We start from the raw sequence: 24,167 nt of genomic DNA, 5'->3' as shown, positions 1-24,167 counted from the left end.
AGTTTATTCAATAAACGGAAAAATTGCCGAAAATTCCTAACAAACTCAGAAAATGGAAATTAACAGCAATTTATAGATTTCCATTGATCAAACAAACTTACAGAAACGGCACTTTGAACGATATGATTTATGATAACCTTATACTATACAAACGGTTAATGAAAAATTACTCTTTATGTCTGAAGCACTGAATGTTGCTCAAAAGCTGATAAAATCACACTTGGTTGAAGGTGAGTTAAAACCGGGAGCTGAGATTGGAATAAAAATCGATCAAACACTAACGCAGGATGCAACCGGCACACTTGTAATGCTGGAGCTTGAAGCGATGGGGCTGGACAGAGCTAGAACGGAAATTTCTTGCCAATATGTAGATCACAACCTGCTTCAAACCGATAACAAAAATCCCGACGATCATGTATTTCTGAAATCTGCAGCCGATAAGTTTGGAATCTGGTACTCTCGTCCGGGTAACGGTGTGAGTCATCCGGTGCATACAGAACATTTTGCCACACCGGGAAAGACTCTTGCAGGATCAGACAGCCATACACCGGCATCAGGCTGTATGGGAATGTTTGCCTTGGGAGCAGGAGGTCTTGATGTAGCTTTTGCCATAGCCGGTGAGCCAATGTATTTAAAGATGCCAAAAGTGCTTGGAGTGGAGTTAAAGGGAAAAATGCCCGATTGGGTGAGTGCCAAGGATCTTGTGCTCGAGATGCTGAGAAGATATGATGTGAAAGGAGCCCGTGGATATGTTATTGAATACTTTGGGGAAGGTTTGAAAGAGCTCAGTACGATGGATCGGCATGTGATTGCCAACATGGGTACTGAAATGGGCGCCACAACAACGGTTTTCCCCTCTGACGACGAGGTTCGTCGTTTCATGAAACAAAATGATCGGGAAGACCAGTGGAGTGAATTGAAAGCTGACGATGGTGCAACGTATGACGATTATGAAGAATTGATAATGGACGACCTTGTACCTATGATTGCACTTCCAAGCAGTCCGGGTAACGTCGTGCCTGTTTCAGAAGTTGAAGGTAAGCCGATCTATCAGTCGTATATCGGTTCGTCTGCAAATCCGGGATATAGAGATTTCTGGATAACGTCAGAAATTGTGAAAAATCAGCGTATCCACGAAGATGTGAGTTTGGATGTAAATCCTACTTCGCGGCAGATCATCGAGAATATGGTGAAAACCGGTGTAATGCTTCATTTGGTGCAGTCAGGTGCAAGAATACACCAGGCAGGCTGTAACGGCTGTATAGGTATGGGACAGGCGCCTGCAAGCGGACAAAATAGCCTAAGAACGGTGCCGCGTAACTTTCCGGATCGATCGGGTACGAAAGAAGACTCGGTATTTCTGGTAAGTCCGGAAACGGCAACGGCATCTGCATTGACCGGTGAAATTACCGATCCGCGTCGACTGGAAGAGCTGTTTAATATCAAATGGCCGGAGTACAGCGACCCTGAAGATTATATCATCAATAAAGATATGCTCACTGCACCCTCAGAAAACGGTAAAGAGAAAGAGCTTAAGAAGGGGCCGAATATCTCAACAATGCCCGACTTCGAGGAACTCTCCGATTTTGAAGTACCGGTTCTGTTGAAAATGGGGGACGATATTTCCACAGATGGCATCCTGAAGGCGGGAGCAGAGGTACTGCCTTACAGAAGCAATATTCCTGAAATCAGTAAATTTTCGTTTACGGTTATAGATGAAACATTTTATGACCGGGCTGTTGAAGCCAATGAAGAATATCAGGGACATGTTGTAGTTGCCGGTGAAAACTATGCGCAGGGTTCAAGCCGTGAACACGCGGCAATTGCCCCTAGGTATTTAGGTCAGCGCGCTGTAATAGCGAAAAGTTACGCCCGCATCGGATGGCAGAATCTGGCCAATTTTGGTATTGCTCCCCTCGAGTTTACCGATGATGAAGACTACGAGTCTATCGATCAGGGAGATATTTTAAAAGTTGAGAATATCAGGCAGCAGCTGCAGTCCGGTGAAGAAATAACGGTTAAGAACGTTACGAAAGGGAATGATTTTACAGTGCGTCATACACTGAGCGGGCGGCAGTTGAAATCCCTCCTGGACGGTGGTGTAATTAACACTTTTAAAAAGGAAAAGGCTTAATTCCCGCCGGTTTGATAGCTTTTAGTGATGTGGCTCTATCGTTTCATCTATTATGATATTGAAAGAGGAACCCGTAACTTTAAAACGGAAAAAAAGACATTTATACACAGATTTTTAATCAATGAGTAAAGAAAAAAACGCAGTCGGTTCACTTGAACTAGACCAAACAGAAGCAGACGAAATTGGTGATGATCACATATCCACTTCTGTTAAAACACCACTTAGAGAAGACGCTTTTGATTTAACGGATGGCGAAAAAATTGAAGTGATTGAAAAACATTTCGCCAAGATCATGGAAGCGTTGGGATTAGACCTAAACGACGAAAGTTTAAGCGGAACTCCCCAACGTGTTGCCAAAATGTACGTGAAGGAAATTTTTAAAGGCCTGAACCCTAAGAATCGTCCGGATGCCAGAAAATTTGGCAACAAGTATGAGTACGGCGATATGGTTGTGGTGAAAAATATTAACGTAACGTCTTTTTGTGAGCATCACTTTTTACCGTTTATTGGCAAGGCTCACGTTGCCTACTTCAGTACCGGGAAAGTTATCGGACTGTCAAAAATTAACCGGGTTGTGGACTATTATGCCCGGCGTCCTCAAGTTCAGGAAAGACTGACACTGCAGATAGCCGATGAACTGGAAACGGCTTTGGAATCGAAAGATGTGGCTGTATTTATCGAAAGCAAACACTTTTGTGTGTCTACCCGCGGAATTCAAGACAGGGAAAGCAGTACGGTTACTACTGAGTACAGAGGTCAATTCAAGGACGAAATGACTCAGCAGCGGTTTATTGATTATATCAAAACTCAAATCGATGTAGCCTGATAAATAAGCTTTCGGTTTATATTTTAGATAAGTCAACAACTACAGGATCTTTAAAAGATAAAAATGGCACAGAAGGAGCAATCAAAACTGCATCTCTATAATAGTTTATCGCGAAATAAGGAACTGTTTGAACCGATTAAGCCACCTTTTGTAGGACTTTACGTATGTGGCCCCACAGTTTATGGAGATCCGCATTTAGGCCATGCCAGAGCAGCCATCACTTTCGACATTGTTTATAGATACCTCAAGTATCTTGGCTACAAAGTTCGCTACGTTCGCAACATCACAGATGTAGGGCATCTCGAAAATGAAGAAGCTGAGCAGGGAGAAGATAAAATTGCTAAAAAAGCCCGTCTTGAAGAGATAGAACCAATGGAAGTGGTTCAAACCTACACGATAAAATATCATGAGGGGATGGATGAGCTCAATTGCATTCGCCCGAGTATCGAACCGACGGCTTCGGGTCATATCATAGAACAGATAGAGCTGATTGAAAAGATTCTGGAGAACGGTTTGGCTTACGAAGTAAACGGAAGCGTCTATTTCGATTTGATGAAATACCGGGAGAGTAACGACTACGGAACACTTTCCGGTAAAGTTCTGGAAGATTTACAAGTCGGCAGCCGCGACACGGAAGGAATGGATGAGAAGAAGAGTCCGTACGATTTTGCGCTGTGGAAGAAGGCAAGTCCTGAGCACATTATGCGATGGCGTTCGCCATGGAGTGTTGGATTTCCCGGCTGGCATCTTGAGTGCACCACCATGAGCACAAAGTATCTGGGCGAAAAGTTTGATATCCATGGTGGCGGACTGGATTTGCAGTTTCCCCATCATGAAGCTGAAATAGCCCAGTGCAGGGGCGCTCACGGCCACGATCCTGTAAACTACTGGATGCACAACAATATGGTGACCATCGACGGGGCCAAGATGAGTAAAAGTGCCGGAAATTTTATAAATCTGGAAGAGCTTTTTGCAGGTGATCATGAAAAACTGGATAAAGCGTATGATCCTATGGTGGTGCGTTTTCTGATGCTTCAGAGTCATTACAGAAGTAAGATTGATTTTTCAAATGAAGCACTGGCTGCTGCAGAAAAAGGCTATCAAAAGCTGATGAATGCCGTGGATATCCTGAACAAAATGGAACCGCCCAAAAACGGCACTGACGGAAAAATAGACAATGAAATTCTGGACGCTTGCAATCGCTGTCATTCAGCCATGAACGATGATTTCAATACGGCGCTTGTCCTTGCCGCGCTGTTTGATTTGAGCAGCAAAGTGAATGCGCTTCACAATGGTCAGATCGATAAATCTGACCTATCACTTTCTGCATTTACAACGCTTTCCAAAACAATGAATGAGTTTGTGTTTGATGTGATGGGTTTAAAAGCACATACCACTTCAGATAGCAGTAAAACGGATAAACTGGTTCAACTTTTGATTGAAATTCGTGCTGAAGCTAGAGAGAAGAAAGACTTTGCCACTTCTGATAAAATCAGGGATGATCTACAGGAAATTGGGATCCGTTTAAAAGATGATAAAAGCGGAAACACTACGTACGAAATTGATGCTTCGTAGTATTCAAAAAGCCCTGAAATGGATTTTTGTTGGTCTGATTAGGATCTATCAGGCGATACTATCTCCATTTATGGGTCCCAGCTGCAGACACGTTCCAACCTGCTCCAACTACACAATTGAAGCCATTGAGGAGTGGGGAGTATTGAAAGGAACATGGCTGGGAATAAAGCGCATTTCAAAATGCCATCCGTGGGGTACTTCAGGATACGATCCGGTACCGAAAAAAAATGAAGAACAAGACGAAAGCTGATTAACCAGCTTTCCTGAAAAATATAGCCCGCCTTCTTTTTCATTTGAAATGTTGGTGAATCTTTTTAGTACCAGTCTACATCTCTGATATCAAACAAATCATCTTCAGACGGATCGGTATTGATCAATATTCCGCCGATGGCTAGCAGTGGCTTCCCTTCCAAGTTTGAAGTACAGGATGTGATGATTTCCCTGATTTCATGCTTGATCTCTTCATATGTTACTTCAGTTGCAGCTATGATTGGATCGTCTGAGCCGGAAACTTTATCCCAATTTTCCCGAAGAAGATTTTTCACCTGTTCTTGCTGATAATCGTACAGGGATTTTTCTGAACTGTCATCACTTTTTAAAGTATTGAGAGCTCCAATAATTGACCCGCAACTGGAAGTATTAAGCTTTTGACCGGCCCGATGTACTTTTCCAACTTCACCTTCCTGATTAATTCCAACATGCGGGCCATAAATAATCAAGGCACCGCCGTCATCCGGGATATGGCTGGAAAAAGCTTTAAACCCTGTTTTTCCCGCAAAAGGAATGCCTGAAATTCCTCCAAGTATAAATGGGCCGAATGTTTCAAATTTTTCATCCAGCTGATGAAGGCTCTGATTAACCTCATCACTGCAAATGGATGTAGCCCATAGTGTATTTTGGTTGTTCAGGTTTTTTTCGGATAGTTTTTCCAGTACAATTTCTTCGAGATTTGGAATAGAAACTGAGTTGGGAAAATAGTTGTCTGTCATCTTTACTTATTAATGAGAAATAGACCCCAAATTTACGCAAATGTTAGGTCAGTTTCATAAAACTGAAAATCAGTTTCGCTTAATACCGGATGACAGACTAATTCAATTAAAGTTATGCTTACTCTCCTTGTCCTGCCGAAAATGCCGGTTCATTATCAAAAAGGTAGAGGTTTTCCGTTTTGATAATATCTATAGCATGTTTGGTTAGTCTCTTTTGAAGATCAACAACTTGAAACTGAGTTGTTTTGCCTTTTTTTGATTTAAACCTGCATCGCCAATGATCTGTACAAAAGGTTTCCGGATTAGCGTTTGGCCATACTTTAGTGCCCCGATTTGTAATCATCGTTAATTCAAACTCATTGCCGGTTACCTGCTTCAGCCTTTCTGCAAGTAAGTCAGTTGTATCGGGCTCCCAGTAAACAAATACATCCACTCCGGTAAGTGTTCTTTTTTGAGTTGCAGATGGTTTGTTCTCTGACCTGCTGATTTTTAACTCCGGGATCTGAACCTTAAAGGCTCCCGATGTAGAAACTTTTGAAAGTGTTTCCGGCTTCTGTCCTAACCTGTCGATGATAGCTTGAGTGAAATCCTGGGTTGAAGCTTTTACTTTGCTTGCTTCACTAAAAATATCGGGAGTGTGCACTCCATCTTCCAGAGTTTTGAGCCAGGCATTGTGAATATTATCAGCCTGCGTAAATCGACCTATATGCCTTAACATCATTGTAGCTGCCTGAATAAGTGCTGAAGGATTCGCAATATTCTGACCTGCAATATCCGGTGCAGACCCATGTATTGCTTCAAACATAGCAGTCTTTACGCCAATATTCGCAGAACCAACCATGCCAACAGATCCTGAAATCTGAGCTGTAATGTCTGAAACAATATCTCCATATAAGTTTGGCATAACTACCACATCAAACTGTTCCGGAGTGTCTGCAAGTCTTGCTGTTCCAATATCGACGATTAAATTTTCTGATTCGATGTCGGGATACTCCTTCGCGACTGTTTTAAACATATCGTGAAAAAGACCGTCTGTCAGTTTCATGATATTGTCTTTTGTAAAACAGGTGACTTTACGGCGTCCGTTTGATTTCGCATACTCAAACGCGTAGCGGACAATTCTTTCGGTTCCGGGAAGGGTAATTAACTTCAGGCATTGATAGACTTCATAGGTTTGCCTGTGCTCAATTCCGCCATATGTATCTTCTTCGTTTTCTCGAATCACTACTACATCCATATCCGGATGTTTGGTTTTAACAAATGGATGGTAAGCCCTGCATGGCCTCACATTTGCAAAAAGGCCAAGAGTCTTTCGCAAGGTTACATTTAAACTTTTTACACCGCCTCCCTGAGGAGTAGTAATTGGGGCTTTAAGCAGGATGTTATTTTTTGAGATGATATCCCAGCTGTTATCTTCGATCCCTGATTTTATGCCTTTGTTGTAGACTTTTTCACCGACTGCAATTGTATCATAACGGAGATTGGATTTGGCCGCATCCAGAATTTTTATGGTAGACTCCATTATTTCAGGTCCAATTCCGTCTCCATACGCTACAGTAATTGTTTTAGTAGTGCTCATTATTTTTTATCGGTTTAGATGTTGAGTTTGCGGCAAAAAAATAGAGTGCTTTTCACATAAATAATAATTAACATAAATGATAATAATCATAAACAATCTTATATGTCATATACACTTCATCAGTTGGATGTTTTTGCTTGCGTAGCGAAAAACAAAAGCATTACCAAAGCCGCCAAAGAGTTATTTATGAGCCAACCGGCTGTTTCTATACAGGTAAAAAAATTACAAGAACACTTCGATATTGATCTGATTGAGGTTATAGGAAAGCAGCTTTATTTGACAGATGCAGGTGTTGAACTCTACAACTCACAGAAAAAAATCAAGAATGAATTAAAAGCATTGGAGATGGCTCTTGACGAGTTTAAGGGAGTAATGAAGGGCAAATTAAGCGTTGTGGTGGTGTCTACTGCAAAATATTTTATGCCTTATATTTTAGGAGCATTCAGAAATGAGTCGCCTCAAGTACAGATTTCTTTAAAAGTAACCGACCGAATTGAAGTTACATCTCAACTGGAAGAAAATGAATGTGACCTCGCAGTTTTTTCTCAATTGCCGGATGGGATAGCTCTGGAACAAATTGAGTTTCTGTCAAATCCGTTGGTGCTTGCTGCTTCACCGAAACATGATCTTGCCAATAAGAAAAATATCCAGTGGAAGGATCTTGAAGAGCACGATTTTTTAATACGGGAAACAGGATCGGGGACCAGATTGGTGATGGAAAGATTGTTTAATCAGGAAAACATCAATCCAAAAATTGTGATGGAGTTGAGTACTAACGAAGCTGTGAAACAAGCAATTATGGCTGGAATTGGGATCTCATTAGTTTCGCGATACAGCCTGTCAAACGAAGAAAAAATGGGCAAAATTTCTGTGCTTGATGTAAATGGCCTTCCATACGTGAATAACTGGAAATTGGTTTATCCCAAAGGTAAAAAGTTGAGCCCGGTTGCCAGAAGTTTTATTGAATTCACAAAAAGTAGAGACATCCTTGCAATCATAGGTTAAATTTAATTCGTTTCCCACTTTGAAGAACTAACTAAATAGCTCCTATTTTTCCGGTATTTTTTATTTAGCTTTAATCGGGTTGGTTTAAAGCAATTGGAAACTTTTATTGGTATCTCCGTTATCAAATGATGGAGCACTACTTTTAAAATTATACAGTTACATTATGTTCAAGCCCGCTTAAGGTATTCAGGAGAGATAAATAGATTTAGCCATTAAACTTTTCAAACTACATGACACTTTTTGAATTGCAATTCAGATGCCAGATGATTGTTATCTTAGTGTAAGTCAGGAACCATCAAAAAATTAGATTTAACTTTTTAGTTTATAAAAATGAAGAAAAAAAGGCCAGAGCGTCAAGATCGTCCCGAGAAAAGCGAACGTTTCGACAAAAACAAACGCCCCGGAAAAAAGAAACGTCCCGACAAGAAAGGAAGATCAGAAGAACCCTTCAGCCAGAAAAAGAGTACGTCCAAACCGAGAAAAGCTAAAAAAGCCAGAAAAGGGCCGGACAGATCCAACCGGGCCGAACAGGAGAGCTATCTCAGGGATGAAATTAGGCTGAACAAATTTATTGCTCATGCCGGATTCTCTTCCAGAAGAGATGCCGACGAATATATCGAAGCCGGAAAGGTGAAAATTAACGGCAAAGTAGTAACAGAGCTCGGTACGAAAGTATCCGCGGATGACAAAGTTGAGGTTGACGGACAAAAAGTATCACTGGAACCGTTTGTCTATATCTTGCTGAACAAAGGCAAAGATACCATCAGCACCACGGATGATGAGAAGGATAGAAATACCGTTCTCGACGCGATTGAGGATGCTACCGGCTACAGAGTGTATCCGGTGGGTCGCCTGGATAGAAACACCATGGGACTACTTCTCTTGACCAATGACGGTGATTTAGCTCACAGGCTGATGCATCCTAGTTACAAGGTGAAAAAGACGTATGAGGTGGAAGCCGACCGGATTCTGACGGATGACGAGCTGATTGAGATGAAAAATGGAATAGAGTTGGAAGACGGCCCCATTCAGCCTACAAAGATTGAGCGAAGCGGATACAAACCTAATATTATTATCATCACGGTGTTTGAAGGGCGAAATCATTTGATCCGGCGAATGATCGCCTATTTTGGAGCCGATGTGAAAAAGCTTAAGCGAATTCGTTATGCAGGCCTGAACGACAAGGATATGCGAGTGGGCCGATGGCGTTATCTCAAACAGAAAGAGATTAATGATCTCCGAAAACTTGTTAAACTGGATACGCTCGATTTCAACAAAGAGGGAGCATGAAGGCAAGCAGAGTAGATAAAAAATCGGGTGAGGTTGAATCTAAGGAAGGATTGCCGATCTATTACGATCTCTACACTCCCTTCTCAACTTCAGGATCCTCTCTGCCACTTATCATTTTTATTCACGGCTTTAAGGGATTTAAAGATTGGGGTGCATTTCCTGATGCTTGTGAAGAGCTTTCTAAAGTGGGTTTTGGTGTGCTGGCAATGAATTTTTCCTACAACGGTGTCGGCAAAAACATGATGGATTTTGATCAGCTTGATCTGTTCGAAAAAGAGACACTGAGCAGGGACTTGGATGATGTTGGAACAATGATTGAAGCAGTAAAAAGTAAAGAGATCACGTCTGATAAATTTGCATTGGATTCGGACCGGGTTGGAATCATCGGTCACTCCCGCGGCGGACATACCGCAGTGGCTGCTGCAGCGGAATATTCCGAAATTATGGCTTTGGTTACCTGGAGTGCTGTGGCCAATTATAATGATCGCTGGAGTGACAGTATGATTGATGATTGGAAAACGAAAGGATTCACAGAGATCAAAAATTCCCGCACCAATCAAATCATGAAAATTGGTAAAGAGGTGTATGATGATGCCTTAGCCAACGCGGAACGGCTGATGGCAATTAAGCGGGTTGAAGAACTGCATATTCCCTCAATGTTCATTGCCGGAAAAGATGATGAGGCTGTACCGTTCAGCGAATCTGAAAAACTTTACAGAGCCTGCCCGGCTGATCAAAAAGAGGTTCGTCTGATCGAGAATGCCGGCCATACGTTTAATGTTGCCCACCCGTTTGAAGAGGAGAACTTTCCGGAGGCATTTGAAGAAGTGCTTGATCTGACGGAAGGATGGTTTTTGGAAAATCTAAAGTAGCTGCCACAGTTTTTAATTATGCGTCACCTTGCCTCTCAACTTAACGGTCTGGTACTCTTTATTCTGTTGAGTCTGCTAAGTGTATCTCAAGCTGATGCACAAACAGCGGTTCTTATTGAGGATGAAAACTTCAAAGTTGATGCTCAGGAGGCTATTGACTCCCTGTATAATCAAAATCAGGAAGGAGCCAGGCTGATCCTGGAACCCTGGATGGAAGCACATCCTGATCACCCTTTGTGGATATTATGGGACGGCATGGAGCTGTGGTGGACTGTTCTGAGTGATCTTTACAATACAGAGCATGACGATGAATTCTTCAATGTAATGAAGCAGGCCGACTATGAGGCTTCGAAATTATTGAGAAAACATCGCGATCATCCTGATGCACTCATTATCCGGGCGATTGCCAACGGATATACGGCTCGTCACTATTCAAACAGGGAAGAGTGGCTGACGGCCGCTAATATTGGGCGAAAAGCCTATCAAGCATACTCCAGGCTGATGGAGGTGGTTCCCGATTTACCTGACAATACCTTCGCAGAGGGAATGAAACGGTATTATGCAGCCTACATACCCGAAAATTATCCGGTGGTGCGTGCGGTTTCGTGGTTTTTGCCGGACGGCGATCGGGAAGAGGGGTTGAAGCTATTGGAAATAGCTTCAAAAGAGGGAGTTTTTGCAAGACCAGAGGCTACCTACTTTTTGGGAAATATTCATTTGAACTATGAAAAAAACTACGAGCTAGCTCTCGGTTATTTTTATGATCTGGTCAACCAATATCCGAAAAACACCTATTTCAGCAGACTTTATGCCAGAACCTTGAATCATTTGAAAAGGTACAAGGATGTCATTGAATTTGCAGAAGAGACTCTTGAAAATTGCGACAGTTTGCCTGAACAAGACAGAAAGATTTTAGGTGAAGAAATTCATTATTGGCTGGGGCTTGCTCAATATAAAGAGGGAAATACAGCTGAAGCACTGGAGTCTTTCAAGAAATCGTACGACTTGGGAAATGAGCTTCCAAACCCCAAAACACGTCCCTTACAGGCTCTATCCGCATATCAGGCCGGAAGGGCAAGTGAGAGAATGAATAATTCTGAAGAGGCCGGTCTGTATTATCAGAAGGTATTGGAACAGGATAACAGTGATGAAGCCAAACGCCTGGCCCGTCAGCGACTGGAGGCTTTGAACTAACCTTTTGCACTTCTGCAATTACACTCACAAAGTGTAATCCTCATTTCTATTTTGTACATTTTGAAAAAAAAGATCTACAGATGAAAATTTTTCAAGTTGACGCGTTTACAAATCAAATTTTTTCAGGTAATCCTGCAGCTGTTGTGCCACTCGATACATGGCCCGACGTTCATACAATGCAGCAAATTGCATCGGAAAATAACCTCTCGGAAACAGCTTTTTACCTTCAGAATAAAGATGGATCGTACCGACTTCGGTGGTTTACACCAACAACGGAGGTCGATCTGTGCGGTCACGCCACTTTGGCTTCAGCGCATGTGCTATTCGAGCATGAGGGATACAGTGAAAAGGTAATTCGATTTGAGTCTAACAGTGGTCTTTTAACCGTCGAAAAGCGAGACGATCTATATTGGATGAACTTTCCATCACAGCCGCCGGATAAAATCCCGGTTCCAAAATTAATACCCGATGCATTGGGGACCATTCCAATTTATACGGGAATGAATGTAGATTTACTGGTAGTGGTGAGCGACGAAGAGACTGTCGCCAAAATGAAACCGGATCTAAGAATTCTGGAGAAAATGGAGGCGAGAGGCGTTATTGTAACCGCGCCGGGGAAAGACGTTGATTTTGTCAGTCGATTTTTTGCCCCGTCAGTCGGCGTGCCGGAAGATCCCGTTACCGGCTCGGCACATACTTTGTTAACTCCATTCTGGTCTAAGAGATTATCAAAAAAACAGTTAACAGCCCGGCAGCTTTCAAAGCGCGGTGGACAAATTCATTGTATACAGCTGGACGATCGAGTTGAAATTGGCGGGTCGGCTGTAACTTACATGACAGGGTCAATACAGGTCTAAATGTTTATTCTGCTGGTTATTTTAGGGGTAATAGCCGGAATTATTGCCGGATTTTTTGGAGTGGGCGGAGGTTTGCTTTTTTCACCTATTCTATTTTTTCTTTTTACCGCACTCGAAGTGAGCTCACCTGTTTCCTGGACGGTAGGATCATCACTATTTTGTACGTTCATCGCCGCCACAAGCAGTTCCATTCAGCAGAGAAACCATAGAAATGCCTATTGGAAGGAGGGAATTACAATTGGGCTGTTAGGATCTTTGGGAGTTTATATTGGAAAAAGTATTGTTACCAGCAGTTTTTACACAGAGGATGTGTTTGTGTCCTTTTTTGTGATCTTGCTGATATTTGTTTCAATCCTATTCTACAGGAGGAGTAAATCGAGCGTAACACTTCAGACAAAAGCTAAAAAACCGGGATTGCTTAAACAGTTTGGAGCCGGCGGATTTGGCGGACTGATCTCTTCAATGGCAGGTGTTGGTGGCGGAGTAGTACTGGTTCCCATTCTCAATCTCTGGTACAGACTCTCCATCGCAAAAGCCATTAGTATCTCCTCTTTAGCAATTGTCTTGATTTCACTTTCAGGATGGTTACAATATGCATTGTTATCCGAATCACCTGAGGGAGTTACGGCTTTTACTCTTGGGTTTGTCGATTTTGGTACAAGTTTACCGTTAGTTTTGGGGGCTTTTGTTGGTGGTTTTTACGGGGTAAAGCTCAATAAAAAAGCTGAGGCGAGCAGAGTTCAAATGGGATTTTCTGTTTTAGTGATTGCCATTGCATTGTCGATGATCTGGAACTTACTGTAAAAACGGCCTGATCCCTTTTGATGTAGAGTCATCTAAAGGGATTGAAACCTTTCTTTATATACACTAGTCACATTCTGCCTTTTACAAAGCTCACTATTTTTCTATTTATTGAGAGAGATGTACCGGCTCTAAGCCGTTGTGCGATAGATAGGATTAGAATATTCAGCAGGGTGTATGCTGGAATGTTTTAAAAATCATATATTAAAATATTCTAATAATAAGATAGGGGATATGACAGAGAAGAGCATTGAAAACGGAGAAAGAGACAGATATTGGAATCCGGTAGCGCTGGATCAGCTTTTGGGAAAACTGAAGAGCGAAAAACTGAAAGTTTTGGCAACCATATTGGGATGGGTTGTATTGATAGGGTTATCCATCTATTCAGTTTTGTCAATGATACCGGAGAGTTGGGTAGCTGCAAATGTGGATCAGATAAACATTGTAACTTTTTTCCTGATCTACCCACCGCTTATCATCGGATCGCTGCTGTTGTTCTGGTTTGGTTTTGAGTGGGGTTTTATCCCGGTATTTCTCTCCTCATTTGTAATTGCCTTCTCTGCCGAAATGCCAATTGAGTGGTCGCTGCTTTTTGCATTCTCTTTTATTTTGGGATTGGGAATTTATGCATTGGCTTATCACTGTGTTCCGGTTTCTATCGATCTGCGCAGTATTAAAAGTATCGCATTTTTTACGGTGGTTTCCCTGGTGGCAGCCATGGCCAGCTCGCTGGGTTCGTTTGTTTGGAGTTTAAATCAGGGTATCGACGCTGTTCTGACCGTCAAGATTTGGAATGGATGGTGGACCGGCGCATTCTTTCAGTCTGTTTTGATTTTAGGTCCTCTGCTATCCATTTTCTCACCAACCATTCTGAAGCTGAGAAATAACTACTTGATGAAGCCGGCTCCCAGGCAGGAAGTTACGCTCGGATGGATTTATGGGGCCATATCCTCTGTGGTAGTTGTAGTGCTAATGTTTGTGGTAGGTGGGCGGATTCTGGGTAATCGCGGGATTACTGAGGCAGTTGTAAATTCTGAAGTTATTGTTGCAGAGCGAGTTTTCCAGGCAACCGAGTCATATCAGCTTATTTTCTGGATCTCGATCGGAATAATTCTCACTGTAGGACTTACAGGAATTTATTTGGTCTCCTCGTGGAATAACAGTTTACGAGATGAGGTTGAAAAACAGACCTCAAAGCTTGAGAAACGGAAGGTTGATTTAGAAAAAGCAGTATCTGAAAGAGACATTTTATTGAATGAGATCCATGGCAGGGTTCAGAATAATCTGGGTATCATTCTGGCGCTATTTGAGCTTCAGCTGAAACGCACCGGAGACGATTCACTGGTCGAAACGCTGAGGGGTTCCAAGTCCAGAATCCGGGCTATTTCACTACTGCATGAACTCCTTTCTCAAAGCGGAAGTCATAATTCGCTGAATTTAAAATCTTATGTGATCAAACTGTCCAACCGGCTTGAGCAGGATTATCGGCATCAGAATACCGGGGCCAATATTTCACTTTATGCCGGTGATCTGCTTATGGACCTGGAGCGTGCAGTTCCGGTTTGTATGGTTATAAACGAGATTTTGAGTCAGGTTTATGAAAATGTATATGAGAATGACGTCGAAGGTGTGATTAGTATTGACCTCTACTCAGATACGGAGCAGTTTTACATTGTGGTTCGGGAGAACGGTCAGTTACCTCCCTATCTCTTTGATTGGGAGAACAAAACCGAGCTGAGCATGAAACTGGTTCGCTCGCTCACCAAACAGATTAAAGGAGAAATGATCCTGGATGATCATAAAAACTCTATCGCAATTCTCTTTCCCATCAGCCCAATGGAAAGAAAAAAAGGTTCGGTTGTGGTGGAGAAGGAAGAGATTGACTCGGAAGCAGGTTAATTAATAACCTGCAACATAGCCATTGCCACGGCTGTCTGAGGCTCCATTCATTGCTCCGTTTTCATCAATCATGATCATATGAGTGAGTGCTATATTGCCAATTCTTTGCACTTGATGACCATATGATTCCAGCTTCTCAACAGTATCAGCTGAAAAGTAAAGCCCTTCAACAAAAAGCCTGTCCGGTAACCATTGGTGATGCATTCTGGGGGCTGCAATTGCCTGAGTGGCATTCATTTCAAAAAGAGCCATATTGAGAAAATTCTGCAGTACTGCGGTAATGATTCTGGGTCCGCCGGCACCGCCTCCTGCAAAAGCAGGGTTGCCGTTTTTTAACGCGATGGTTGGACTCATACTGCTCAACATGCGTTTTCCGGGCTCTATGGAGTTGGCCTCCGCACCGATCAATCCAAACATATTGGGTTCTCCGGGTTTTGCTGAAAAATCATCCATCTCATTATTTAACAAAAATCCCGCACCGGTTACGGTTACGAAACTTCCGAAGGACCCATTCAGAGTCGTGTTTACAGCAACAACATTTCCATAGCTGTCTGCTACGTTAAAATGGGTGGTTTCATTACTTTCCATTACGCTATTGACCTGACCGTGCGAAATTGAATCACTTGATGACGCTAATGTCGGATTAAAATCAGAGATACGATCTGACAAGTAATTTTCATCGAGCAATTCTGTAAGCGGAATATCAAAAAAATCAGGATCTCCCAACCAGTAATTCCGATCTGCAAATGATCTGCGCAACGCCTCTGCAAGCCGATGTACATAATCGGCGCTGTTAAAGCTATATTCACCAATATTCACATCGCTTAACATTTTCAGTACCTGTTTCATCACAACGCCGCCGCTGCTGGGAGGAGGCATCATATATAGCTCGTAATCGTAAAATTCCGCTTTTATGGGTTCACGCCAAACGCTCTTATAATCCCTGAGATCGCGCAGGGTTATGATACCGCCAACCCGGTTCATCTCTTCTACAATTAATCGGCCGGTGAGTCCCGAGTAGAATCCTCTTCGCCCCATAGTGGCAATACGTTTCAACGTTTCTGCCAGATCCTTTTGGATAAACAGATCTCCGTCTTTCCATGAAGAGCCATCCGTTTTGATAAAAACCTCTTTGGAGCCGTCAAATTCACGCAGTCGGTCTGCGGCACTGTTTAATGATCTAGCGTGGGAATGGGTCAAAGTATACCCTTCCTCGGCTAAACGTATGGCCGGTTCCATTACGATTTCGAGTGCCAAAGTCCCATATCTCTCCAATGCAGTAATCATTCCATCAACTGTGCCGGGCACCCCGGAGGCCAGACCTCCAACTTTACTTTTATCACTTATAAATTCACCGTCTTCATCCAGGTACATATTTCTCGTTGCCCTGGTTGGTGCTTTTTCTCTAAAATCCAGGGTGTTAATTTCCCCGGCATCGGTGTGTAGAACCATAAAACCGCCTCCGCCAATATTTCCGGCCCGGGGAAGAGTAACGGCCAGTGCAAATTGTACGGCTACTGCGGCATCAATAGCGTTGCCTCCTTTTTGAAGTATTTCGAGACCGGCCTCAGAGGCATAGCGGTCACCTGAAGTTACTACACCATTTTGATAGCTTTCCGGCTGGCTGACCTGCGCTGTTGAAAAATCGTATTGCGAAAAGAAAAAGAGTGCGGTGAGCAGAAGCGTGAGCAGAATTCTCGACATAGGTTGAAAAGTTAGATTATGGGATATTTTTTCAGGCCCGAGGATGAAATTCTTTATGCACCTGATGAAGCAAAGAACGATCTACATGGGTGTAAATTTCAGTAGTAATGATAGAGGTGTGCCCAAGCATCTCCTGCACGGCCCTCAGATCCGCTCCGCCTTCAAGCAGATGGGTGGCAAATGAATGTCTGAATATATGGGGATAAACGTTTTTCTCAATTCCGGCTTTTTGGGCGTACTTGTTCACAATATTCCAGATACTCATCCTGGTGAGTGGACCTCCTCGTTGATTCAGGAATATTTTGTTTTCAGATTTACCCGGTTTTTTGGGATTTAAAAATTCTTTGCGTGCTGTTTCGATGTAGTGTTCGATGGCTTGTTGTGCAATTTCTCCAACAGGAACCAGCCGCTCCTTATTTCCTTTTCCAACAACCCGAATGAATCCGATTTCAAAAAAAAGCCGGTCCATTTCCAGGTCAGTTAATTCGCTAACACGCATTCCGCTGGCATAAAGAGTTTCCAGGATTGCCGCGTCTCGTATTCCTGCAAATGTAGTTCGATCAGCCTCATCGATAATGGCTTCAACTTCATGAGGGTTCAAAACTTCAGGCAGTTTTTTGGCTTTTTTAGGCAGTTCAATGAGTTCGGCGGGATTGGCCTCAGCTAGCTTTTCAACTACAATAAACTCATGAAAGCTGCGAATACTGGAGATATTTCTGGCGATGGTGCTTACGGCCAGTTCCATCTCGGTAAGCTCTTCCAGATACTGCTCAATGTGATTCAACGTGATACCGTCGAGCCCGGAAATTTTTAACGAATGGGATACGAAATGAAGATATCTGCGAAGATCGTTTTCATACGAGAGAGTCGAATTTTTTGTCAAACCTTTTTCCAGTTTGATGAACTGTAAATATTGCTTCAGTTCCGATTCGAACGCTGCCATCTGTTACTCCTCACTCTTCTCATCACCGCTCTTATCCTCATCGGATGAAGAAGAGTTTTCGTCGGGAGCTTTATTTTTTTCTTCTTTCTTTGCCTTTTCTTCGCTTTCCCTTTTCTTCTTATCCTCAGGGTATTCAATCCGGCTGTGGTAAACCCCAACTAAAATATTCAGAAATGAATTTTTAATGGTTTGGATGTGCTTAAACGTAAGAGGGCAGTTACTGAGCTGTCCATCATTGATATTGTCATCAATAAGCCGGTTTATAAGATTTTCAAGCTTGCTGTAGTTGGGATCTTTCATCGCCCGTGAGGCTGCCTCAACACCATCAGCCAGCAACAGAATACCTTGCTCCTTGGTATATGGAATAGGGCCGTCATAACGAAAATCTTCTTCAGGTATCGTCTCTTTCTGATTTTGAGCCTTGCCGTAAAAATATTTAATCAGTGAGGTTCCGTGATGTGTTTTAATAAACTCGATTAACACATTCGGAAGATTATGATCTTTCGCAATCTTAACTCCCTCGCTAACGTGATTTTTAATAACCAGCGCGCTCATTTTTGGTTTGAGCTTATCGTGGTCGTTCGTCTTATTCTGATTCTCAATAAAATAGGCCGGCTTATCCATCTTCCCGATATCGTGATACATGGCGCCTACACGGCACAATAGCCCATTTGCCCCGATTTCTGAAGCGGCAGATTCCGCAAGATTCGCAACCTGCAAACTGTGGTGAAAGGTACCGGGGGCCTCGTTCATTAATTTTTTCATCAACGGCAGATTGGTATCACCCAGCTCTAAAAGCGTGAAATCGGTCGTGATTTTGAAGAGCTTCTCAATCAACAGAATGAGCGGATACGTGAAGAGAATAAAGATTGAGTTGATCACAACAAACAGTACATCCGTTGAAAACTGATCGAGACCGGTGTAGCGTGTTAATGCAAAACCGCCCAGAACAAAAAGATAACTTCCCATCACAACCCCGGGTGTTGTAAAGAAGAACTGAGATCGATTTTTAATATCTCTCACAGAAAAGACACCAAGACTACAGGCAACGGTAGTGGCTATCAGGTATTCAAAGCTGTTATCGTGTATGACACCCGTAATCATAGCCATAGTAATGGTTGCCGTAAGTCCAACACGCGAGTCGAATATAATGGTCAGAATTATTGGAGCAACGGCTATGGGTACGATATAACTGTTAACGCTCTCTACCTGGTATATAGCTGCACTCCCAAGTATGAATAATCCCATCACAATAAAAACCAGCAGAAACATGGATGGATTATTAAAAATATTGAGCCTGTACAGGTAGATGTAGAACAGAAAGACAAGCGCAGCAGCAATAATAACAATTGACTCGCCAAGGAATCGAAGGAGCTTTTCATGATCTGAGGCGGTAATAGCTCTCGCCTCGGCAAGGCTTTCCAGCATATTTGCACGCTCCGATGTAACTATATCTCCCTTGCGAATAATAATTTCGCCCTGTTCAACGGCACCTTTTGTAGTGGCGATGTTGTTGAGCCGTTCACTCAAAATAGTCTCTGTATCTTCTTCGCTGTAGATATAGTTGGGTTCAATTATTTTTGAAAATATCTCAAATCCTACTTCAGCTGCACGGTTGTTAAGAGACCTTTGAAGCTGAGAATCAGCGTATTCCAAAGCTTCATTTGGATCAAAGGTACGTTCCAGATTGATTGTGCGCTCAGTTCGGTCAACGAGATTTCGAACAATAATTTCATCCTGCTCAATATTGGATTTTATCCGATCTATAATTCCCCTGTTGAGCAATTCGGTGGCGATGTTGCGGACGTTAGAAAGTATTTGTTCAATCAGCAACGTTTGATTGGACGACTCCAGCTGTTTGGTCTCGTAGTCGTTCAGAATTGTATTCCAGGCTTCTTCTGAGAGATCCAGACCTGAGAATCTTCGCTCCTGGAAAAAGCGGGAACTGTCATCAGCTGCGCTGCTTTCGCTGTTAAGCTTAGCTCTCTGCCATTGCAGGTAGTTGTCTAAAACCGGTTGAAGTGTTCTGTTTACCGAATCAATTCTGGCATCTATAGAGACAATTGCATTTTGATCGGCATGAAATACAGGTGGAGTGCTTTGTCTGATCTCCTGACGTTCTTCCTCAAGTTCAGCGGATGATTTTTTCAGGGAAAATGTAAAGGGTGCAGTCAGATCATCAGATCTCCAGGGTTCACCCACAGTATAACTTGCCACCGGCTGAAAAGAAGTTTGTGGCAACGTGATGAGAATAGAAATAACAAATACTGAAAAGATCAGAATCCGAAGATATTTAATCTTCTTTTTTTCGGCCTCTTTCAGCTTCTGCTGTTTCTTTTTTCCAATATTGGGCGAACTTTTGCGAGTTTTTTGGCCTAAACCCAATTTTTCAAGAATGCGCATAATAATTGATTAGTAGAAAGGTAACCTCAACGTGTCACGAGTACCCGATTCATAGTATAGGGAAGGTGAGGTTCTATCAAAAATTGATTTTTAAAGATAATTTATAAACGTCGTTTAGATAGTATAGGTACAGCTATTCGCCAATCATATCCATAAATTTTTCTTCATCAAGAATTGGAATTCCAAGCTTTTGAGCTTTATCCAGTTTACTGCCGGCTGACTCTCCTGCGAGAATAAAGTCGGTATTGGAGCTAACGGATGAGCTTGTTTTCCCGCCATGTTTTTCAATTAATTCCGAGGCTTCCTTTCGGGTTAACGTCGGAAGTGACCCCGTGAGTACAAATTTCTTGTTTTCCAATACATTTGAGACAACTTCTGACTCACTCATTTCAAAGTTGAGGCCGGCTTCGCGAAGTTGTTCAATTAGCTGAAGATTTTTTTCATGATTAAAAAACAGATTCACCGATTCAGCGATTTTCGGTCCGATGGAGTCAACCTGCGTCATCTCTTCCTCAGAAGCGTTCATCAGGCTGTCCATAGATTTAAAATTAGAAGCCAGGTCTTTAGCTACGGTTTTGCCGACAAACCGAATACCTATGGCGTAAATGAGACGTTCCAACGGTTGTTCTTTACTTTTCTGAATGGCCTCTATTAAATTTTTTGCACTTTTTTCAGCCATTCTCTCCAACGGGATCAGATCTTTTTTATCTAGCTTGTAGAGATCCGCATAGGTTGAGATAAGATCTGCATCGATCAGCTGTTCAACGATCGCCTCTCCAAGGCCATCAATATCCATAGCATCCCTCGAAGCAAAGTGTTTAATTCGCTCCCTAACCTGCGGCGGGCATTGCGGATTAATACAGCGCCACGCTACCTCGTCGTCCAGTTTTTCAAGTTTCTCATTACATGCCGGACAATTTTCAGGCATCGAAAAGGGTGGAGATCTGTCTTCCCTGTCAGGATTTACCACACTCAACACCTGAGGAATAATTTCCCCGGCTTTTTCGATCACAACCGTGTCTCCGGGGCGAATGTCTTTACGCAGTATTTCATCCTCGTTATGAAGAGAAGCCCGTTTTACGGTTGTGCCGGCCAGCTGCACCGCATTGAGTTCGGCAACTGGGGTAATCTTGCCCAGTCGTCCAACCTGAAGAGTTATTGATTCGAGAAGGGTAGAGGCTTGTTCGGCTTCAAATTTATAGGCGATAGCCCACCGCGGAGCTTTTGATGTATAACCCAGCTCATCACGGTATCGATCTTCATTTACTTTTATGACAACACCGTCTATTTCGTAGGGGAGTTGATGTCTCAGTTCATCCCACTCCTCAATCACATCAAAAATTTCTTCGATTGACTGACACACCTTAAAATGCTTACTTACTGGAAATCCCAACTCTCGAAGCAGATCCATTTTTGATTTTTGAGTGGGATATTCCGATTGATCTTCCAGTAAAAGATCAAAAGCAAAAAAGCGAATCGGCCTTCTTGCAACTTCGCGCGGGTCCTGCATCTTCAGGGAACCGGCCGTTGAGTTTCTGGGATTTGCAAACGGCTGCAGTCCCTGTTCATCACGGTACTCATTTAATCTTACAAAGGCCTCTTTTTCCATGTAAGCTTCTCCGCGGATTTCAAGAATTTCGATCCCCGTGTCTACCTTTAGAGGAATGTCGGAAATGGTTTTCAGGTTTTGAGTGATTTCATCACCGGTTGTGCCGTCGCCCCGGGTGGCTCCTAAAACAAATGCACCATTTTCGTATCGAAGACGGATTGAAGCGCCGTCAAACTTCATTTCAACGGCGTATGTAAATTCAATTTCACCCAGAATGTCGCGAACCCTGCGATCAAAATCGCGGAGTTCATCCTCGTTGTAGGTGTTGGCGAGGCTGAGCATAGGCTGAGGATGCTCAACATTTGGAAAATCGCTGCTAGGCTGTTCACCAACTCTTTGTGAGGGTGATCCTTCAACATCCAGATCAAATTCGGACTCAAGTTTGTGCAACTCCTCCAGAGCCCGGTCAAATTCCATGTCACTGATGAAAGGTTTCGCTTCCTGGTAGTAGGCTCGGTTTGCATCTTCGATAAGCTGTCGAAGTTCTTCTGACCTGGCCTTAGCCTCTTGTTTGTTCATTCCTGAAAAATAGTTGGGTTCTAAAACGATGGTCTGTCGACAACAGAGTCGGGTTCGGCTACGTTCGGGGGCAGTTCAAGCGGTACCGGCGATGCCCATCTTTCTTCATCATCAAAAATATCCCGGGTCAATTCCACTGAATTCTCCTCTTCATTGAAATATTGCTGACGAAAATTTTCAATCCTGTGTCCGTTCAGGAAAAGAAGCATTCTACCATATTGACCACGGACGCGGATAGTGTCATTGAACTCAAAATTAAAAGCTGCACCCTCTTCAAGCCAATAGGGATCTATCCGGGGCTTTAAATCGCTCCAGACACGTACAGGTTCAAGTCGATCTGTAGCAGCATAAATCATTAAGTATAGGGTATCTTGCAGTTCCGTGGGAACATCTATTACAGGCTCTTGAGTGGGTTCATCCGTGATTTCCAATGGAATCCCGGATTCATCCTCCTGAATGGTTTCTTCAGGAACAGGTGGGCTGTTTACTATCTGAGGTTCATCCGTAGCAAAAAAATCATTCGTGAAAATGTAGTAGGTCAGCAGTAACACGACAAGTACGATCAGGCCAATCCCAATTAAACGAACTGGTGCATTATTTCGATTGGTTGAAAACCGCTTGCCCATGTCGGCCCAGTTAATGTTACGGACATTTGGTGGTTCAGGGGGGGGTGATTTTTTGGGATATTTGGCTGTTTTGTGTTCATCTTTTTGAAGAGCAGATCCGGTTTGATCAATATCTTCGGTTTCTTCCTTTGGTTTGTCTGTAGAAACATCCTCAGTTTTTTCTTCCGGGATCTTTTTATCCACAGGCTTTGCAGAAGGAGGAGCCAGTTCAGGATATGATTTTAAAAGCTGGTGATTATAACCTCCAACTTCCACTGCATCCAGTGCTTCCAAAACCAATTGGTCATCGAGCCTCAGCTTACGGCCGTACGTGCGAACAAAACCTCTGATGTAGGTTTGGATCTCTTTTGACTCTTCAAAAATTGAATCGTCCTCAATGGATTGCAGTGTTGAGAGAGGAATCTTCGTTGCATCTTGAATATCATGTATAGTGAGGCCGAGATGTTCTCGAATTTTGATTAAATCTTTCCCTAGTGAAGGCATAAAATTTGTTTTTGGATTGTTTTCGCTGATCAAATCTAATTAAATATAGGGCTTTCCAAAAGAGTCAGCCTAAAAAGTACCATAATTTGTAAGGAACGAAGAAAAAACGGTTCATATAAGTATAACAAGGATATTATAATTCTATTCTTTCATCTATGTGGAAAATATTTGAACCATATTTTGAACTGTTGTTTCCTGTAGTTTGTCCATGCTGCGGTTCATCGATCCAACAACCTGATAAACATCTCTGTAATTGGTGTGCCGGAGAGAGGTTTGAGCATTCCGGTTTGGATCCGGACCTGTTGTTGCCGGATTCAGTTAAGCTTCAGTTCTCGATGTGGAATTTTGATAAAGGAGGTTATTTGCAGCAAATGCTTCATAACTTAAAATATAACTATCTGGAGTCAGTGGGTGTGGATTTGGGCGGAATTTTAGCAGAGCACTTTCTAACGGTGCACCACAGGCAGTTGGATGAAGTGTTTAGACATGCTGAACCGGTGATTGTTCCGGTGCCTCTTCATAAAAGTAAGCTTCGAAAACGGGGGTTTAATCAGGCCGGTGCTTTGGCAGCAGGGTTTGCAAAAAAGACAGGCTGGAAAATTATCTCTAAGGGCACTGTTCTGCGAGTGAAGAAAACTAAAACACAGACCGGACTTTCTGCTGAAAAAAGAACGGGAAATTTGAAAAATGCTTTTTTGTTGAAAGGAAAGGTTGAATTAGAGAATAGGATTCCTGTCATCATAGACGACGTATTTACTACCGGTGCCACCACGTTCGAATTGGCCGGTGTTTTGCATAAAAAAAGCAATCCGGCAGTAATCGTCACGGTAGCAAAAGCATAAACTGAATAACTGCAGGA

Annotated in this window: 19 protein-coding genes; 12 read left to right on the top strand and 7 right to left on the bottom strand. The window is 42.8% G+C overall.

The features are described 5' to 3' along the window. Positions 1-175 precede the first annotated feature (175 nt). The 4 genes from U5K35_RS02505 (at position 176) to yidD (ending at position 4,785) form a co-directional block, all read left to right on the top strand. Positions 176-2,134, top strand: a complete 1,959-nt coding sequence (locus U5K35_RS02505) for an aconitate hydratase (RefSeq protein ID WP_322569904.1) — start codon at positions 176-178, stop codon at positions 2,132-2,134. A 121-nt stretch (positions 2,135-2,255) separates the two neighbouring features. Further along, entirely contained in the window at positions 2,256-2,960 is a 705-nt protein-coding gene (gene folE, locus U5K35_RS02500) for a GTP cyclohydrolase I FolE (RefSeq protein ID WP_322569903.1), read from the top strand. 63 nt (positions 2,961-3,023) lie between these two features. Further along, positions 3,024-4,535: a cysteine--tRNA ligase gene (gene cysS, locus U5K35_RS02495; protein WP_322569902.1), complete on the top strand. Its 1,512-nt coding sequence runs from the start codon at positions 3,024-3,026 to the stop codon at positions 4,533-4,535. Next, positions 4,525-4,785, top strand: a complete 261-nt coding sequence (yidD, locus tag U5K35_RS02490) for a membrane protein insertion efficiency factor YidD (protein ID WP_322569901.1) — start codon at positions 4,525-4,527, stop codon at positions 4,783-4,785. The genes cysS and yidD overlap by 11 nt, the downstream gene beginning before the upstream one ends. A gap of 64 nt (positions 4,786-4,849) precedes the next feature. Here yidD and U5K35_RS02485 read toward each other — a convergent pair whose 3' ends face one another. Beyond that, complete coding sequence (locus U5K35_RS02485) at positions 4,850-5,524, bottom strand: hypothetical protein (RefSeq protein ID WP_322569900.1); 675 nt, start codon at positions 5,522-5,524, stop codon at positions 4,850-4,852. 118 nt (positions 5,525-5,642) lie between these two features. Then, positions 5,643-7,103 carry an NADP-dependent isocitrate dehydrogenase gene (locus U5K35_RS02480; RefSeq protein ID WP_322569899.1) on the bottom strand — a complete coding sequence of 487 codons (1,461 nt, stop codon included), beginning with the start codon at positions 7,101-7,103 and terminating at the stop codon, positions 5,643-5,645. A gap of 102 nt (positions 7,104-7,205) precedes the next feature. On the opposite strand from U5K35_RS02480, the gene U5K35_RS02475 reads away from it, so the two are divergent. The 7 genes from U5K35_RS02475 to U5K35_RS02445 all read left to right on the top strand — a co-directional run bounded on the left by U5K35_RS02475 (position 7,206) and on the right by U5K35_RS02445 (position 15,021). After that, positions 7,206-8,108, top strand: a complete 903-nt coding sequence (locus U5K35_RS02475) for a LysR family transcriptional regulator (RefSeq protein WP_322569898.1) — start codon at positions 7,206-7,208, stop codon at positions 8,106-8,108. Positions 8,109-8,438: 330 nt separating this feature from the next. Further along, positions 8,439-9,398, top strand: coding sequence for a pseudouridine synthase (locus tag U5K35_RS02470; protein ID WP_322569897.1), 960 nt, complete (start codon positions 8,439-8,441; stop codon positions 9,396-9,398). Then, on the top strand, positions 9,395-10,270 hold the full coding sequence (locus U5K35_RS02465) for an alpha/beta hydrolase family protein (protein WP_322569896.1): 876 nt from the start codon (positions 9,395-9,397) through the stop codon (positions 10,268-10,270). The genes U5K35_RS02470 and U5K35_RS02465 overlap by 4 nt, the downstream gene beginning before the upstream one ends. 18 nt (positions 10,271-10,288) lie before the next feature. Continuing rightward, on the top strand, positions 10,289-11,464 hold the full coding sequence (locus U5K35_RS02460; RefSeq protein ID WP_322569895.1) for a tetratricopeptide repeat protein: 1,176 nt from the start codon (positions 10,289-10,291) through the stop codon (positions 11,462-11,464). Positions 11,465-11,544: 80 nt separating this feature from the next. Continuing rightward, positions 11,545-12,321 carry a PhzF family phenazine biosynthesis protein gene (locus U5K35_RS02455; protein WP_322569894.1) on the top strand — a complete coding sequence of 259 codons (777 nt, stop codon included), beginning with the start codon at positions 11,545-11,547 and terminating at the stop codon, positions 12,319-12,321. Continuing rightward, complete coding sequence (locus tag U5K35_RS02450; RefSeq protein ID WP_322569893.1) at positions 12,322-13,125, top strand: sulfite exporter TauE/SafE family protein; 804 nt, start codon at positions 12,322-12,324, stop codon at positions 13,123-13,125. 231 nt (positions 13,126-13,356) lie between these two features. Beyond that, positions 13,357-15,021 carry a sensor histidine kinase gene (locus U5K35_RS02445; protein ID WP_322569892.1) on the top strand — a complete coding sequence of 555 codons (1,665 nt, stop codon included), beginning with the start codon at positions 13,357-13,359 and terminating at the stop codon, positions 15,019-15,021. Here the strand turns inward: U5K35_RS02445 and ggt are convergent, their stop codons facing one another. The 5 genes from ggt to U5K35_RS02420 all read right to left on the bottom strand — a co-directional run bounded on the left by ggt (position 15,022) and on the right by U5K35_RS02420 (position 23,308). Further along, complete coding sequence (ggt, locus tag U5K35_RS02440; protein WP_322569891.1) at positions 15,022-16,725, bottom strand: gamma-glutamyltransferase; 1,704 nt, start codon at positions 16,723-16,725, stop codon at positions 15,022-15,024. 31 nt (positions 16,726-16,756) lie between these two features. Beyond that, positions 16,757-17,668, bottom strand: coding sequence for a site-specific tyrosine recombinase XerD (xerD, locus tag U5K35_RS02435; RefSeq protein ID WP_322569890.1), 912 nt, complete (start codon positions 17,666-17,668; stop codon positions 16,757-16,759). A gap of 3 nt (positions 17,669-17,671) precedes the next feature. Continuing rightward, complete coding sequence (locus U5K35_RS02430; protein ID WP_322569889.1) at positions 17,672-20,071, bottom strand: HDIG domain-containing metalloprotein; 2,400 nt, start codon at positions 20,069-20,071, stop codon at positions 17,672-17,674. Between the two features lie 133 nt (positions 20,072-20,204). Continuing rightward, the gene (gene ligA / locus U5K35_RS02425; RefSeq protein ID WP_322569888.1) at positions 20,205-22,199 is read right to left on the bottom strand and encodes an NAD-dependent DNA ligase LigA; all 1,995 of its coding nucleotides are present in this window, start codon (positions 22,197-22,199) and stop codon (positions 20,205-20,207) included. 20 nt (positions 22,200-22,219) lie between these two features. Further along, complete coding sequence (locus U5K35_RS02420; RefSeq protein ID WP_322569887.1) at positions 22,220-23,308, bottom strand: helix-turn-helix domain-containing protein; 1,089 nt, start codon at positions 23,306-23,308, stop codon at positions 22,220-22,222. Between the two features lie 155 nt (positions 23,309-23,463). Here U5K35_RS02420 and U5K35_RS02415 point away from each other — a divergent pair, with 155 nt between their 5' ends. Next, a complete protein-coding gene (locus U5K35_RS02415) occupies positions 23,464-24,150 on the top strand; it encodes a ComF family protein (RefSeq protein ID WP_322569886.1) in 687 nt (228 codons plus the stop codon). Positions 24,151-24,167: the final 17 nt, after the last annotated feature.

This window comes from Rhodohalobacter sp. (assembly GCF_034521535.1).
GTDB lineage: Bacteria > Bacteroidota > Rhodothermia > Balneolales > Balneolaceae > Rhodohalobacter.
The sequence above is the reverse complement of the archived record's forward strand: the minus strand, read 5'-3'. Positions and strand labels throughout refer to the sequence as shown.

Bases quoted from the DNA above. Each gene is read 5' to 3' on its own strand.
- U5K35_RS02505 (WP_322569904.1), top strand. From the start codon at position 176: ATGTCTGAAGCACTGAATGTTGCTCAAAAGCTGATAAAATCACACTTG.
- folE (WP_322569903.1), top strand. From the start codon at position 2,256: ATGAGTAAAGAAAAAAACGCAGTCGGTTCACTTGAACTAGACCAAACA.
- cysS (WP_322569902.1), top strand. From the start codon at position 3,024: ATGGCACAGAAGGAGCAATCAAAACTGCATCTCTATAATAGTTTATCG.
- yidD (WP_322569901.1), top strand. From the start codon at position 4,525: ATGCTTCGTAGTATTCAAAAAGCCCTGAAATGGATTTTTGTTGGTCTG.
- U5K35_RS02485 (WP_322569900.1), bottom strand. From the start codon at position 5,524: ATGACAGACAACTATTTTCCCAACTCAGTTTCTATTCCAAATCTCGAA.
- U5K35_RS02480 (WP_322569899.1), bottom strand. From the start codon at position 7,103: ATGAGCACTACTAAAACAATTACTGTAGCGTATGGAGACGGAATTGGA.
- U5K35_RS02475 (WP_322569898.1), top strand. From the start codon at position 7,206: ATGTCATATACACTTCATCAGTTGGATGTTTTTGCTTGCGTAGCGAAA.
- U5K35_RS02470 (WP_322569897.1), top strand. From the start codon at position 8,439: ATGAAGAAAAAAAGGCCAGAGCGTCAAGATCGTCCCGAGAAAAGCGAA.
- U5K35_RS02465 (WP_322569896.1), top strand. From the start codon at position 9,395: ATGAAGGCAAGCAGAGTAGATAAAAAATCGGGTGAGGTTGAATCTAAG.
- U5K35_RS02460 (WP_322569895.1), top strand. From the start codon at position 10,289: ATGCGTCACCTTGCCTCTCAACTTAACGGTCTGGTACTCTTTATTCTG.
- U5K35_RS02455 (WP_322569894.1), top strand. From the start codon at position 11,545: ATGAAAATTTTTCAAGTTGACGCGTTTACAAATCAAATTTTTTCAGGT.
- U5K35_RS02450 (WP_322569893.1), top strand. From the start codon at position 12,322: ATGTTTATTCTGCTGGTTATTTTAGGGGTAATAGCCGGAATTATTGCC.
- U5K35_RS02445 (WP_322569892.1), top strand. From the start codon at position 13,357: ATGACAGAGAAGAGCATTGAAAACGGAGAAAGAGACAGATATTGGAAT.
- ggt (WP_322569891.1), bottom strand. From the start codon at position 16,725: ATGTCGAGAATTCTGCTCACGCTTCTGCTCACCGCACTCTTTTTCTTT.
- xerD (WP_322569890.1), bottom strand. From the start codon at position 17,668: ATGGCAGCGTTCGAATCGGAACTGAAGCAATATTTACAGTTCATCAAA.
- U5K35_RS02430 (WP_322569889.1), bottom strand. From the start codon at position 20,071: ATGCGCATTCTTGAAAAATTGGGTTTAGGCCAAAAAACTCGCAAAAGT.
- ligA (WP_322569888.1), bottom strand. From the start codon at position 22,199: ATGAACAAACAAGAGGCTAAGGCCAGGTCAGAAGAACTTCGACAGCTT.
- U5K35_RS02420 (WP_322569887.1), bottom strand. From the start codon at position 23,308: ATGCCTTCACTAGGGAAAGATTTAATCAAAATTCGAGAACATCTCGGC.
- U5K35_RS02415 (WP_322569886.1), top strand. From the start codon at position 23,464: ATGTGGAAAATATTTGAACCATATTTTGAACTGTTGTTTCCTGTAGTT.